The following is a 14,020-nucleotide window of genomic DNA, read 5'->3' as shown; positions in this document are numbered from 1 at the left end:
TGAACGCTGAAGAAAGGAAGTTTTCGCATGTCTGCATCCGACTCCACCTCCCCCGCCCAGGCCGCACCAGAGGCGGTCGCGGAGCTGATCAACTCCCTGGGCTCCGGCCCCGGGAGTGACCTCGGGTGGACCCAGGAGTTCTACGAGTGGATGCACGCCCACCCCGAGCTCTCCCTCCAGGAGGAGCACACGGCACACGCGATCGCGGAGAAGCTCGCCGACTTCGACTGCGAGGTGACCACCGGCATCGGCGGCCACGGTATCGTCGCCATCTTCCGCAACGGTGAGGGACCAACCGCGCTGATGCGCGCCGACTTCGACGCCCTGCCCGTACGCGAGACCACCGGGCTGCCCTATGCCTCCACCGTGGACGGTGTGATGCACGCCTGCGGGCACGACGTCCACACCTCCTCCCTGCTGGGGCTCTGCGCCGTCATGGACGCCCACCGCGAGGCGTGGTCGGGCACCTTCATCGCCCTGTTCCAGCCCGCCGAGGAGGTCACCCAGGGCGCGAACAACATGATCAAGGACGGGCTTGCCGAGGTGATCCCCCGCCCCGATGTCTGTTTCGGCCAGCACGTGGTCGCAGGCCCGCAGGGGACGGTCTACACCGCCGCAGGCCCCGTGCTCGCGGCGTGCGACACCATCACCGTGACGATCCCCGGCCTATCCGCGCACGCCTCCTCCCCACACCTGGGCCTGGACCCCAGCTACGTCGCGGCGATGATCGTCGTGCGCCTGCAGGGCATCGTGGGCCGCGAGGTGGACCCGAACGACTTCGCGGTGATCTCCGTGGGCTCCCTGATCGCAGGTCACACGAATAACACCATCCCCAGCGAGGCGAAGCTGGTGCTGAACTGCCGCTTCTACAACACCGAGGTGCGCGACCGCACCTACGAGGCCATCGAGCGGGTCATCCGCGGCGAGTGCCTGGCCTCCGGGGTCACCGGCGAGCCGACCATCGAGTACTCCGCCCGCGGCGAGCTGACCGATAACGATCCGGAGCTCTTCCGCACGGTCCGCCCGTACTTCGACGCGGTCTTCGGCGGCCAGTCGCAGGACTCCGAGCGGTGGACCGCCTCCGAGGATTTCTCCGAGATCCCCCGCCACTTCGGCTGCCCGTACCTGTTCTGGACGGTCGGTGTGACCCCCACCGAACAGTGGGACGCAGCCACCCCGGCGCCGGGGAACCACGCCAGCGACTTCGCCCCGGCGAAGGGCTCCGTGCACACCGGTATCAAGGCCGCCGCCGCAGCGGTGCTGGGCTACCTGGGGGTCTAGCCCGCCTGGGATTGCCCCCTGCGGCGCCCGCACCGCAGTATTCGCTCCACCTGCTTTGCCCCACCCGCGATAAGCACAGCGAAAGGGGCCGGGTCTCGCGTCACCAGCGAGCAGCCCGGCCCCTTTTTCACGCCTGCGCGCTTTGACCTAGCGGCGGCGCTCCTGACCCAGCATGTGCACCTGGATCATGTTCGTGTTGCCTGGGATCCCCGGTGGGGAGCCCGCGGTGACCACGACGAGGTCGTCGTAGTTGTAGTTCTTCTTGCTGAGCAGGGACTCGTCCACCACGCGCATCATGTCATCGGTGGAATCGACGTCATTGGTGAGCAGCGTCTCAGTACCCCAGGTCAGCGACAGCTGATTGCGCACGTCCTGCGAAGGCGTGAACACCAGCAGCGGCAGGTAGCTGCGCAGGCGTGCCACGCGCTTGGCGGTATCCCCAGAGGAGGTGAAGGCCACCAGGGCGCGCGCGTTGAGGCGCTCACCGATATCCTTCGCCGCATAGGAGATCACGCCGCGGCGGGTACGCGGGCGGTGCGTCAGCGGTGGGGCCTCGCCGTCGTCCTCGGCGGCAACGACGATGCGGGACATCGTCTCCACCGTCGCGATCGGGTGCTTCCCCACGGAGGTCTCTCCGGACAGCATGACGGCGTCCGCACCGTCCAGCACGGCGTTGGCTACGTCGGAGGCCTCCGCGCGGGTCGGGCGGGAGTTCTCGATCATGGAGTCCAGCATCTGGGTCGCCACGATCACCGGCTTGGCGTTCTCGCGGGCGATCTGGATGGCGCGCTTCTGCACCAGCGGGACGTCCTCCAGCGGCACCTCCACGCCCAGGTCACCGCGGGCAACCATGATCGCATCGAAGGCCAGGATGATCGGCTCCAGCGCGTCGACGGCCTCCGGCTTCTCCAGCTTCGCGATGACCGGCACGCGGCGGCCGACCTCGTCCATGATCTCGTGGACGAGCTCAACGTCCGCCGGGGAGCGCACGAAGGACAGCGCGATGAAGTCCACGCCCATCTTCAGGGCGAAGCGAAGGTCCTCGCGGTCCTTCTCGCTGAGCGCCGGGACGGAGATGTTCATCCCCGGCAGGGACACGCCCTTGTTGTTGGAGACCGGGCCGCCCTCGACGACCTCGCAAACCACGTCGTCGTCCTCGACAGCCTTGCAAATCAGCGCGACCTTGCCGTCGTCGACGAGCAGGCGGTCGCCCGGCTGGGCGTCCCGGGCAAGGCCCTTGTACGTGGTGGAGACGCGGTCGTGGGTGCCTTCGATGTCCTCCACGGTGATGCGGACGGTCTCGCCGGTCGCCCAGTAGGTCTTATCCTCGGCGAAGCGGCCGAGGCGGATCTTCGGTCCCTGCAGGTCGGCCAGGATGCCGACCGGCTTGCCGGTCTCCGCCGAGGCGTCGCGGACCCACTGGTAATTCTGCTGATGATCAGCGTGTTCCCCGTGGGAAAAGTTCAGGCGCGCGACATTCATGCCCGCGTCGATCAGCCCGCGAATCGAATCCTTATCGGCCACAGCTGGGCCGAGCGTACACACGATTTTTGTTCTTCTGCTCACAGCTCCCCAGAATAGCCAGGAGCAACCGACCCCCGCTACATAAGGGGTAATTGGGGCGTGTTTTTACTCCGACTCGGCAGAAAGTTCGGCGTTGCCGCGGACGTACTCGGGAGTTTCCCGACGTCGGTTCCGGGTCGCCCAGAACAAGATGGCAGCCGACACAAACGCCACGGCAGAGACCACCACGTTGATGCGGACGTCCCCGAAGACCGTCGTCGCCGGATCGGTGCGCAGCATCTCGATGAAGAAGCGACCCAGGGTGTAGCCAGCCACGTAGAGCATGAACACCCTGCCGCCACCCAGCCGGCGGGTGCGGTCGATGTAGACCAGCAGGCAGACGATGAGGATGTTCCACACCATCTCGTAGAGGAAGGTGGGCTGGACGGTGGCGATGACCTCCCCGGTGGAACGCCCCGTGACGGGCGCGAGGTACCCGGATTCGTCGACGCGGCGGTAGATCTCCAGGGCCAGCGGGCCGTCAGCGGGACCGCCGTAGAGCTCCTGGTTGAACCAGTTGCCCAACCGGCCGATGGCTTGTGCCAGCAGGATGGTGGGCGCGATGGCGTCCGCGAATGGCATCAGTGGGAGACGTTTGAACTTAAACAGCAGCGCCACGGCCACCCCACCCAGGATCACCGCGCCCCAGATGCCGAGGCCACCGTTGGTGATCTTCAGCGCATCGACGGGGTTCTTCCCCGGCCCGAAATACTTATCGTGGTCGGTGATGACGTGATAAATCCGCCCGCCGATGATGCCCGCGGGTACGGCGACGAGCAGCGCGTCGACCACGACTTCCGGGTCACCGCCACGATCGGCGTAGCGCTTCCGCGACCAGAAGTACGCCACGACGATGCCCGTGAGGATGCACAGGGCGTAGGCACGCAGCGGGAAGCTGCCCAGGTACCACACGCCCTGCGGGGGCGAAGGAATCGCGGCGAGCAGCATGGTGTCCGTCGCACCCATCATGCGTGGCTACTCCCCTACGCCTTGGCGCGCACGCCGGCGGCCAGGTCTGCTGCGACCTCCATCAGGGTGCCCTGCTCCGTGGCGTTGATGAGGGCTGAGCCCACGATCACGCCGTCGGCGAAGGCTGCGATCTGCGCGGCCTGCTTGCCGTCGCGAACGCCCAGCCCGACGGCCACCGGCAGGTCGGTGACCTTGCGGCAGCGCTCCACGAGCTCCTGGGCCCCCTTGTCGACCTCGTCCTGGGCGCCGGTGACACCCATGTGGGAAGCCGCGTAGATGAAGCCGCCACCGGCGTTCGCGGTCATCTCCAACCGCTCCATCGTGGTCGACTGGGCCGCCAGGTAGACCGGATCCAGGTCGTGCTCATCGCAGGCGGCCTTCCAGCGGCCAGCCATCTCCGGAAGCAGGTCCGGGATGATGCTGCCCAGGCCACCGGCCTCAGCGAACTCGGCGGCGAAGCGCTCCGGGCCGTACTGCAGCACCGGGTTCCAGTAGGTCATGACCACGCAGTTCGCGCCGGCTTCGGTGGCCCGGCGAACGACCTCGATGGTGTCCTTGACCTTGAAGCCATTCTCCAGGGCGATATCCGCGGCGTGCTGGATCGTCGGGCCATCCATCATCGGGTCCGTGAACGGGATGCCCACCTCGATGAGATCCGCGTGCTTGGACAGCTCGATGATGTTCTCGACGGACTCCTCCACCGTCGGGAAACCTGCCGGGTAGTAGGCGACGAACGCCGCCCGTCCCTCGGACTTGGCGTCCTTAAAAATCTGCGACAGACGGCTCATTTAGTTTCCCTCCTTCGCGAACCACTTCGCGGCGGTCGCGACGTCCTTATCGCCGCGGCCGGAGACGTTGACGATGATCAACGGGTTATCCTCGCGCTCGGCGTACTTGATAGCAGCGGCCACACCGTGGGCGGACTCGATGGCCGGCAGGATGCCCTCCAAGCGGGTCAGCAGGCGGAAGGCCTCCATGGCCTCAGCATCGGTGATGGCGAAGTATTCCGCGCGCCCCTCGGCGTGCAGTGCGGAGTGCTCAGGGCCCACACCCGGGTAATCGAGCCCGGCGGAGATGGAGTGCGACGGGATGATCTGGCCGTCCTCGTCCTCCATCAGGTCGGAGTAGGAGCCCTGGAACACGCCCTGGCGACCCATGTTGATGGGTGCTGCGTGACGGCCGGTGTCCATGCCGTCGCCCGCGGCCTCGGCGCCGATCAGCGCGACGGACTCGTCCTCGATGAACGGGTGGAACAGACCGATGGCGTTCGAGCCACCGCCCACGCAGGCCACCACGGCGTCTGGGAGGCGACCAGCGCCCTGAAGGATCTGCTGTCGGGCCTCGGTGCCGATGATGCGCTGCAGGTCGCGCACCATCTGCGGGAATGGGTGGGGGCCGGCGGCGGTGCCGAAGCAGTAGTAGGTATCGTCCGCATTGGCCACCCAGTAGCGCATGGCCTCGTTAATCGCGTCCTTTAGCGTGGCGGAGCCGATCTCGACCTCCTCGACCTCCGCTCCCAGCAACTTCATCCGGGCGACATTCATCGCCTGGCGCTGGGCGTCCACTGCACCCATGTAGATGCGACATTCCAGGCCGAGCAGGGCACACGCGGTGGCGGTTGCGACGCCGTGCTGGCCAGCACCTGTCTCAGCGATCACGCGGGTCTTGCCCATGCGCTTGGCCAGCAGGGCCTGGCCGAGCACGTTGTTGATCTTGTGGGACCCCGTGTGGTTGAGGTCCTCACGCTTGAGCCACACCTGGGCACCCACGTGCTTAGAGAAACGCTCCGCGTAGTACAGCGGAGACGGTCGGCCCGAGTAGTTGCGGTGCAGATCGTCGAGCGTATCCAGGTACTGCGGATCGGTCTTCGCCTTGCCCCAGGCGTCGGTGATCTCGTCGATCACGGCCATGAGGGCCTCTGGGATATAACGGCCACCGAAGTCGCCCCACTGCCCGAGGTTATCGGGTTCGTGGTGGGTCGCGGTGCCGATGACTTCACCGGCAGTGGGCAGTGCTTGTGCTGGGCTTTTCTTGGTATTACTCACGAGTTCCAACTTACCTGGCTGGCGTTATGCGTCTTGCTTGGAGCCGGTCGGGCACGCCGGGTGCTGGCCTGCCACCACGAGGGCCTTGGCGGCCGCACCCGGGTCGTCGGCGGTCACGAGTCCCTCGCCCACGAGGACGGCGTTCGCGCCGTGGCGGGCGTACTCGATCAGGTCGTACTTATCCCGCACACCGGATTCCGCGATCTTCACGATGTGATCCGGGATCAGCGGGGCGATGCGACCGAAGACGGACATATCGACCTCGAGGGTCTTGAGGTTACGGGCGTTGACGCCAATGACCTTGGCGCCGGCAGCGACCGCACGCTCGACCTCGTCCTCCGTGTGGACCTCGACGAGGGCGGTCATCCCCAGCGACTCAGCGCACTCCAGGAGCCCGGTCAGCCGCTCCTGCTCGAGGGCTGCAACGATGAGGAGGATCACGTCCGCGCCGTGGGCCCGTGCCTCGTAGATCTGGTACGGGTTGACGATGAAGTCCTTGCGCAGCAGCGGGATATCCACGTTTGCGCGCACAGCGTCGAAGTCGGCCAGGGAGCCGTTGAAGCGGCGCTCCTCGGTCAGGCAGCTGATGACGGCGGCACCGTTCTTGGCATAGGCCTTGGCCAGCACCTCCGGCTCTGGGATCGCGGCCAGCGCTCCCTTCGAGGGGCTGGAGCGCTTGACCTCAGCGATAACGCTCACATCCGGACCGGAGAGAGCAGCCAGCGCGTCGAGCGCGGGCGGGGCGTCCAGTGCACGGGCCTTGATCTCCGCCAGCGGCACCTCCGCTTCACGGCGAGCCTGGTCCTCGAGAACTCCGGCGATGATCTCATCCAACACTGTTGCCATGTCGGCCTAACCTTTCACGATCGCTGTGTCGATGGTCACAACATTATCTACGCGTCGCGCTGGCACGAAATCCTGCCACCCCGGGTGGTACCGGCTACGTCCGTTCGTCGTCCGTGGGGTCCACTCCCGCATCCAGGGCGTCCCACAGCACCCGGCCGGAATCCGGGTTTTCCGTCAGGTCTTGCTTGGCTCCCTCGCGCCGACGTTCCGGGGTCTCATAGCGGCTATAGCCACTGTCCGAGCCCCCGGGCTTCATCGCGAGGATCACCCCACCACACACACCGAGAATCGCGACGATGACGGTGAGCAGGACGGGCAGGTTGTGCACCTCCGCGGACACCACCTGAGCCCAGGCGGAGATCTGCTCGGGGTTGCTGGAATTCTGCGTAGCCACGCCAGAGCGCAGCAGCTGCTGGGCTCGGTAGAGATCCGGCTCCGCACCCACGAGCTGCACGGCCCGGAAGCTCGCGCCAGCGGACAGCAGTGCGATGAGCACTCCGATGATACGGCGCACCACCGGTGGGACCGCCATCGTCGCGATCAACGCGGCCATCATCGCCAGGGCCAGCGGCGTGCCAGCCGGATCCCACACTGCACCCACGAGCTCGTGGGTGGATTCGCCGGACTTGTCGTCGAAGACCTCCGCGGTCAGCCAGTTCATGCGGCCGAAACCCCACACGCCGGCCGCTGCCAGGATCACCAGCAGTTGGGCCAGCCCACGAATGCGCTTCTCAGTCTTCGTCATGCCCTTCTTACCTTTTCGTCAACGTCGTTGGCCGGTCGCAACCTAGAGCTTGCGCAGCGTCTCCGCTGCTGCCACGGCGCGCAGCACGGCCGCGGCCTTGTGCTGGCACTCGCGGTCCTCCGCCGCCGGGTCGGAATCCGCAACGATACCCGCACCGGCCTGCACGTACACGGTGCCGTCCTTGTAGAGCCCGGAGCGGATCGCGATCGCCTGGTCGGTGTTGCCGGAAAAATCGAAGTAGCCGACCGTGCCGCCGTAGATACCGCGGCGGGTGTCCTCGAGGCGGTCGATGATGCCCATCGCGGATGGCTTCGGGGAGCCAGAGAGCGTGCCCGCCGGGAAGGTCGCGGCCGCAGCGTCCACGGCCGTCTTACCCTCCGCGAGCTCGCCCGTCACGCCGGAAACCAGGTGCATGATGGCGCTGTAGCGCTCGATGTGGCGGAAGTCGTGTACCGCCACCGAGCCAGGCTTCGAGATCTTGCCAACGTCGTTGCGGCCGAGGTCCACGAGCATCAAGTGCTCGGAGTTCTCCTTCTCATCGGCCAGCAGCTCCCGCTCGTTGGCCAGGTCCTCCTCCGGGGTGGCCCCGCGGGGCCGGGAACCGGCGATCGGGTGGGTGCTGATGTGCCCATCTTGCACGCGGACAAGGGACTCCGGCGAGGAGCCGACGATCCGGAACGCGGTCTGCGTGAAGTCCTCGTTCGGGATGTTCATCAGGAACATGTACGGGCTCGGGTTAGTGCGCCGCAACATCCGGTAGATGTCCAGGGCGGGCACGTCCGTATCAATCTCGAATCGCTGGCTCAGCACGATCTGGAACGCGTCCCCTGCCCGGATGTGCTCCTGGCACTGCAACACGCGCTCCCGGTACACCTCAGAAGCCTGCTGGCGACGGACCTGCGGCTCGGCTGTGGCGTCGTAAGTGTGAACCCCGCCCGCGGTCGCGCCGGAGAGCTTGCCGAGCATGTCCTCGATGCGGGCCACGGCGTCGTCGTAGGCGGCGTCCACGCGCTCCGGTGAGTTATTCCAGTTCACGGCATTGGCGATGAGCCAGATGCTGCCCTCGTGGTGGTCCACGACCGCCAGGGTGTCGACGAGCATCTGCACCAGGTCGGGGACGTCCAGGTCGTCCTCGCAGGTATCCGGTAGCTGCTCGATGTAGCGCACCATGTCGTAGCCCAGGTAGCCGACTAGGCCACTAGTCAGTGGCGGTAGGCCCGGCATCGGGGCAGTGTGCAGGGCCTCGAGAGTGGCGCTGATCGCAGCGAGCGGATCCTCGGCGGCGGGCAGGTCCTCGGGGGCCTGGCCGATCCAGCGGGCGTCCTTGCCCTTGGCAACCAGGGCGGCGCGCGCCCCGGTGCCGATGATGGACCAGCGGCTCCAGGACTTGCCACTCGGGGCGGATTCGAAGAGGAACGTGCCCGGCCGATCCTCCGCGAGGACGCGATAAGTGTTCAGGGTGGACAGCCCATCGGCCAGCACCTTGTACACCACCGGAACCACGCGGTGTTCCGCCGCCAGGGCGCGGAATTCCTCGCGGGTCGTCATCTGCTGGAAATTCCCCTGCGCTGTAGCCATGTTCTAGAGCAACCTATCCGAATCGAAGCAGGTGGTGGTTCCGGTGTGGCACGCCGCACCGGTCTGATTGACCTTCAGCAGCACCGTGTCGCCATCGCAGTCCAGCCGTGCCTCCACGACTTCCTGCGTGTGCCCGCTGGTCTCCCCCTTGACCCACAGCTGCTGCCGGGACCGGGACCAGTAGGTGCCCTTGCGGGTGGCCAGGGTCAGAGCCAGGGCCTCGTCGTTCATCCAGGCCTGCATCAGGACGTCCCCGGTGGTCGCGTCCTGGACGACGGCGGCGACGAGCCCGTCAGCGTTGCGCTTCAGCCGCCCGGCGATGGCGGGGTCGAGGGCTGCAGAACTCAACGGCGCACCTCGTAATCCTCCGCGAGAGCGTCCTTTACTTCGCGAATGCTGACCTCGCCGAAGTGGAAGATACTGGCCGCCAGGACCGCGTTCGCACCGGCCGCAACGGCTGGCGGGAAGTGGCTGGCTGCACCCGCGCCACCGGAGGCGATGACGGGGATGGAGACGACCTCGCGCACCGCGGCAAGCATCTCGGTATCGAAGCCATCCTTGGTGCCATCGGCGTCCATGGAGTTGAGCAGGATCTCCCCCACGCCCAGTTCCTCGCCCTTCTTGGCCCAGGCCACGGCGTCCAGGCCGGCGGACTTGGTGCCGCCGTGCGTGGTGACCTCGTAGCCGGAGGGCTGGTCATCGCAGCGGCGGGCGTCCACGGAGAGCACGACGCACTGGGCGCCGAAGCGGGTGGACAGCTCGCGGAGCAGCTCCGGGTTCGCCACCGCAGAGGAGTTCACGGAAACCTTATCTGCGCCCGCCCGCAGCAGGGCGTCGGCGTCCTCGACGGAACGAACCCCGCCGCCGACGGTGAGCGGGATGAAGATCTGATCCGCGGTGCGGCGGACGACGTCCAGCATCGTGCCGCGGCCCTCCTTGGACGCGGAGACGTCCAAGAAGGTCAGCTCGTCGGCGCCCTCTTCGTCGTAGCGCTTCGCGAGCTCCACCGGGTCGCCGGCGTCGCGCAGGTTCTTAAAGTTCACGCCCTTGACGACGCGGCCGTTCGCCACGTCCAGGCATGGAATGACGCGCACACTGACGCTCATTGAATTCCACCTCGGTCCATGATCTCCTGCGCGGTGCGCGCAGCGGTGCCGATCGGCACGTTTTGAATGTGTTCCAGCAGGGTGGCATGCACGTCCGGCTCCCCTGCCACCAGGCCGGAGACGCCTGGCCGCCACGGGTTGCCCGCGAAGTCGGTCGCCACCCCACCGTTGGCCTCCACGGCCAGGATGCCTGCCGCGTTATCCCACAGGTTCGGACTGAATGTCACCGTGCCGCCGAACACACCGGCGGCGGTGAAGGCCAGGTCGATGCCCACCGAGCCGGTGACGCGCATTCGCGGATAGGACTTGCCGATTTCGTTGAGCATGTCCTGGCGGTAGGAAATCGGCAGGTTGCCGCGGCGCTGGGACAGGATCGAGCCGAAGCTGATCTGTGTCACGCCCGCGTCCGAGGGTGGCATCGGCCGGGCGGGGTTGCCGTCCACGAACAGGCCGTGGCCCTTGTGCGCGGTGATGCGGCGACCCAGCAACGGCATTTCGGTCACCGACAGCAGGGTCTCACCCTGGTGGATCAGGGACACGAGGATGCAGCAGAACGGGTTGCCCACCGCGTAGTTCGCGGTGCCGTCGATCGGATCAACGACCCAGAAGGTCTCCGGCTCCTCGTCGATGAGTTCCCGACGACGCCGACGCGGGCCGTCGAGGGCGTCCGCGCTCTTGTCACCGGGATTGTATTCCGGCACTTCGCCCGGCAGCTCGCCCGGCATGACGGTCCCATACTCCTCGCCGTGAACCGGGAATCCGGTGTACTGGCTCAGCAGATTGCGCAGCTGGCGTTCCACCTTGAGGTCCGCCTCGGTGGCGAAGTCGCCGGGGCTCTTGATGACCTCGGGGTCCGCACCGACGGCGGCCGTGAAGGTGGCCTCCGCTTCGTCGACCGCGGCCTCGGCGATGGCCAGCAGCGCGCGGGTGTCGAGAGATTCTGTCATCAGTCCTCCTGCCCGCGGGCGACCCGCAGCGCCTCCTCGAGCATGAACTTGCCTGCGTACAGGGCCTTACCAACGATGGCCGAGTCCACGCCCTCGTCGACGACGGCGGCGAGTGCTCGGATGTCGTCCAGGCTGGAGATACCGCCCGACGCGACGACCGGCGCGGACGTTGCCGCCGATACCTCGCGCAGCAGTTCGACGTTCGGGCCGTTCAGCATGCCGTCACGGGAGACGTCGGTGACGACGAGGCGGGAGACCCCCTCGGCGTCGAGGCGCTCGAGGACCTCCCACAGGTTGCCGCCGTCGCTGGTCCAGCCGCGGCCGCGCAGGCGCCACTCGCCGTCGACCTCGCGGGTGTCCAGGCCGATGGCGACCTTGTCCCCGTGGTCCTGGATGATCTTCTTGCACCACTCCGGGTTCTCCAGCGCGGCGGTGCCGATGTTCACGCGCTCGCAGCCAGTGGACAGAGCGCGCTCGAGGGAGGCATCGTCGCGGATGCCGCCGGAGAGCTCGACCTTCAGGTCCATTGCCTGGGTGACCTCGCGGATGATCTCGAAGTTGCTTCCCCGGCCGAAGGCGGCATCGAGGTCGACGAGGTGAATCCACTCGGCCCCGGCGTTCTGCCAGGCCATGGCGGCCTCGATCGGCGCGCCGTAGCTGGTCTCCGTGCCGGCCTCGCCCTGGACGAGGCGGACGGCCTGGCCCTCGGAGACGTCGACGGCGGGAAGGAGAGTCAAAGCGGTGGTGTTGTTGTGGGACATGTTTTTCACTTTCTCGCCACGGGGTGGATTTAGCTATTAAAGGATCAGTGTAGCCCCGGCCTGCCGGTGCAGTGCCGGGACCGTGCAACTAGAGGGTCTTGACCCAGTTGCGCAGCAGATGCGCGCCCGCGTCCCCGGACTTCTCCGGATGGAACTGGGTGGCCCACAGCGGGCCGTTTTCTACGGCTGCGACGAAGCGGCAGTCCTCGTGCTGGGCCCAGTGGACCAGGGGCGCGCGGGTCCGGCCGTCGGTGTGCAGCTCCCACTCCTGGACCCCGTAGGAGTGGACGAAGTAGAAGCGCTCGTCGGCTGGGAGGCCGTCGAACATCTGGCTGCCCGCAGGGTCGACGTCCACGGTGTTCCAGCCCATGTGCGGCAGGATCTTGGCGTCGAGGCGGCGGACGGTGCCGGGCCACTCCCCCGCCCCCTCGATCTCCGAGCTGCCATGGGCGCCGTCGGCGAACTCGACCCCGTGCTCGAAGAGGATCTGCATGCCCACGCAGATGCCGAGGACCGGGCGGCCACCGGCGAGCCGCTCCCCGATGAGTCGGGCCCCCTGAACCTTGCGCAGGCCCGTCATGCAGCTGGCGAACGCCCCCACGCCGGGCACGAGGAGGCCATCGGCGTTCAGCACGGTCTTCGGGTCGTTGGTAACGGTGACCTCAGCTCCGGCCCGCTCGATGGCGCGCTGCGCGGAGCGGATATTGCCACTGCCGTAGTCCAACAGTGCGACACTAGGCCGCCGCCCACCGGTGGCCGTCGGGGCACCCTCTTCAGCGAGGGCGGCTGTGCTGGAATTCGCTTCTGTGGACTGTGTTTCCATAGCCCGCATTGTACCCGGGCGCCTACCGGCGACGAACGCGCACCCGGTTGGTCACGCGGCGCAGACGGGTACGGACGTTTCCGGTGTCCACGACGCGGTGCCGGCCCATGAAGCGGTCCAGGATGACCAGCCCCAGGCCGACGAGGATGACGATGCCCGCACCGATAAAGGCGCCCTGGAAGGCGAAGCTGGAGGCCACGATGCCCAGCAGGATCGAGCCGACACCGGTGCCGGAGTCGAAGGACATGTTCCACAGGGCGGAAGCCTCGGCGGAGCGGTCGCGCGGCAGGCGGTAGAAGAGCAGCAGCAGCGCTTCAGACTGCGCCAAGCCAAAACCGGCGCCGAAGATCGCGGCGGTCAGCAGGGCGCAGGCCACCAGCAGCCGGCCGGTGGGTTCCATATTGATGGTCAGGGCTGCTCCCAGCACACCGGCGAGGGCGAAGATCAGCGAGGCAACGGCCAGGGTGCCGGGCTCGCCCTTGCGGTCGGACCACCAGCCGGAGAACGCACGCGCGATCGTCTGCGCCGCGCCCATCACCGCCAGGGTGAGGCCGGCGACCGTGGCGGCGATGGCGGGATCGATCTTGGCGGCGGCGGGCGCCAGGAAGTTACTGAACGCTGCAAACCCCACGGCGGCGACACCGATGAGCAGCCCGGGCACGGTCGCCAGCTTCCAGGTGGCAACCATCTGGGTGGCGGGCTTTTCAACCTCGGTGGTTTCGTGGGTGGCCTCGGTGACCTCCTTGGATTCCACCGGGAGCCCCAGCGCGGCGGCCGCGCCGACCACGGCGTAGACGGCGGCCAGGACGTAGACCGCGGAGCCGTAGTTGTCATAAACCCACATGCCCAGCGGGAAGCCGATGAGCTGGCCGCTTCCCACGAAGACCCCGAAGACACCGCTGGACCGGCCCAGCAGGTGCAGCGGCACGAGGTCGGCGATCAGCGCGGCTTCCGTCACCGTGACGGCACCGAAGCCGATGCCGCGGATGATAGCCACGGCGATCACGGCCGCATTGGACAACGAGCCGATGTGCAGCAGCGCGGGAAGGCCGAGCAATAAGCCGGCCGTGGCCATGACGGGGAAATAGCCTACTTTCCGCAGGATCCTTGGGGTGAAGTACTGGGTCGCCACGGTGGCCCCCATGAAGATGCCGGTACTAGCACCGGCCATCGTCTCGGATCCCCCAGCTTCAATGATGGCCAGCGGGATCACCGGCAGGAGGATCGCCCACCCGCCGAAGGCACAGAACACCGAGATCAACGTGGCTTTGAGCCCCGGGGCCTGCCACACGGATTCGATCTTGGCGAGCTCTGCCGCCGGGAGTGCCTTCGGGCGAATAGGCAAGGTCATCCTTC

The 14,020-nt window shown here is 67.2% G+C and carries 14 protein-coding genes; 1 reads left to right on the top strand and 13 read right to left on the bottom strand.

Features of this window, described 5'->3' with window-relative positions; all coding sequences use genetic code 11:
- The first annotated feature begins 27 nt into the window (after positions 1–27).
- A complete protein-coding gene (locus tag HMPREF3097_RS08710) occupies positions 28–1,281 on the top strand; it encodes an amidohydrolase (protein ID WP_070761920.1) in 1,254 nt (417 codons plus the stop codon).
- A 147-nt stretch (positions 1,282–1,428) separates the two neighbouring features.
- On the opposite strand, the gene pyk is transcribed toward HMPREF3097_RS08710, so the two are convergent.
- The 13 genes from pyk to HMPREF3097_RS08645 all read right to left on the bottom strand — a co-directional run bounded on the left by pyk (position 1,429) and on the right by HMPREF3097_RS08645 (position 14,015).
- Positions 1,429–2,847, bottom strand: a complete 1,419-nt coding sequence (gene pyk / locus HMPREF3097_RS08705) for a pyruvate kinase (RefSeq protein WP_070758086.1) — start codon at positions 2,845–2,847, stop codon at positions 1,429–1,431.
- Positions 2,848–2,910: 63 nt separating this feature from the next.
- The gene (gene lgt, locus HMPREF3097_RS08700) at positions 2,911–3,813 is read right to left on the bottom strand and encodes a prolipoprotein diacylglyceryl transferase (RefSeq protein ID WP_070761919.1); all 903 of its coding nucleotides are present in this window, start codon (positions 3,811–3,813) and stop codon (positions 2,911–2,913) included.
- 14 nt (positions 3,814–3,827) lie between these two features.
- Positions 3,828–4,601: a tryptophan synthase subunit alpha gene (trpA, locus tag HMPREF3097_RS08695; RefSeq protein WP_070761918.1), complete on the bottom strand. Its 774-nt coding sequence runs from the start codon at positions 4,599–4,601 to the stop codon at positions 3,828–3,830.
- Positions 4,602–5,858: a tryptophan synthase subunit beta gene (trpB, locus tag HMPREF3097_RS08690; protein ID WP_070761917.1), complete on the bottom strand. Its 1,257-nt coding sequence runs from the start codon at positions 5,856–5,858 to the stop codon at positions 4,602–4,604.
- A gap of 24 nt (positions 5,859–5,882) precedes the next feature.
- Positions 5,883–6,704, bottom strand: a complete 822-nt coding sequence (gene trpC, locus HMPREF3097_RS08685) for an indole-3-glycerol phosphate synthase TrpC (RefSeq protein WP_070761916.1) — start codon at positions 6,702–6,704, stop codon at positions 5,883–5,885.
- A gap of 94 nt (positions 6,705–6,798) precedes the next feature.
- Positions 6,799–7,449: a TIGR02234 family membrane protein gene (locus HMPREF3097_RS08680; protein ID WP_070761915.1), complete on the bottom strand. Its 651-nt coding sequence runs from the start codon at positions 7,447–7,449 to the stop codon at positions 6,799–6,801.
- Positions 7,450–7,491: 42 nt separating this feature from the next.
- Positions 7,492–9,027: an anthranilate synthase component I gene (locus HMPREF3097_RS08675; protein WP_070761914.1), complete on the bottom strand. Its 1,536-nt coding sequence runs from the start codon at positions 9,025–9,027 to the stop codon at positions 7,492–7,494.
- Positions 9,028–9,030: 3 nt separating this feature from the next.
- Entirely contained in the window at positions 9,031–9,375 is a 345-nt protein-coding gene (gene hisI, locus HMPREF3097_RS08670; RefSeq protein ID WP_070761913.1) for a phosphoribosyl-AMP cyclohydrolase, read from the bottom strand.
- Positions 9,372–10,133 carry an imidazole glycerol phosphate synthase subunit HisF gene (gene hisF, locus HMPREF3097_RS08665; protein WP_070758071.1) on the bottom strand — a complete coding sequence of 254 codons (762 nt, stop codon included), beginning with the start codon at positions 10,131–10,133 and terminating at the stop codon, positions 9,372–9,374. Before hisF ends, hisI begins: the two co-directional genes overlap by 4 nt.
- Complete coding sequence (locus HMPREF3097_RS08660; protein WP_070758069.1) at positions 10,130–11,080, bottom strand: inositol monophosphatase family protein; 951 nt, start codon at positions 11,078–11,080, stop codon at positions 10,130–10,132. Before HMPREF3097_RS08660 ends, hisF begins: the two co-directional genes overlap by 4 nt.
- On the bottom strand, positions 11,080–11,841 hold the full coding sequence (gene priA, locus HMPREF3097_RS08655; protein ID WP_070761912.1) for a bifunctional 1-(5-phosphoribosyl)-5-((5-phosphoribosylamino)methylideneamino)imidazole-4-carboxamide isomerase/phosphoribosylanthranilate isomerase PriA: 762 nt from the start codon (positions 11,839–11,841) through the stop codon (positions 11,080–11,082). Before priA ends, HMPREF3097_RS08660 begins: the two co-directional genes overlap by 1 nt.
- Before the next feature lie 88 nt (positions 11,842–11,929).
- Positions 11,930–12,673, bottom strand: coding sequence for an imidazole glycerol phosphate synthase subunit HisH (gene hisH / locus HMPREF3097_RS08650; protein WP_070761911.1), 744 nt, complete (start codon positions 12,671–12,673; stop codon positions 11,930–11,932).
- Positions 12,674–12,686: 13 nt separating this feature from the next.
- On the bottom strand, positions 12,687–14,015 hold the full coding sequence (locus tag HMPREF3097_RS08645) for an MFS transporter (protein WP_070761910.1): 1,329 nt from the start codon (positions 14,013–14,015) through the stop codon (positions 12,687–12,689).
- Positions 14,016–14,020: the final 5 nt, after the last annotated feature.

The organism is Corynebacterium sp. HMSC27B11 (assembly GCF_001815985.1).
Taxonomy (GTDB): Bacteria; Actinomycetota; Actinomycetes; order Mycobacteriales; family Mycobacteriaceae; genus Corynebacterium.
The sequence above is the reverse complement of the archived record's forward strand: the minus strand, read 5'-3'. Positions and strand labels throughout refer to the sequence as shown.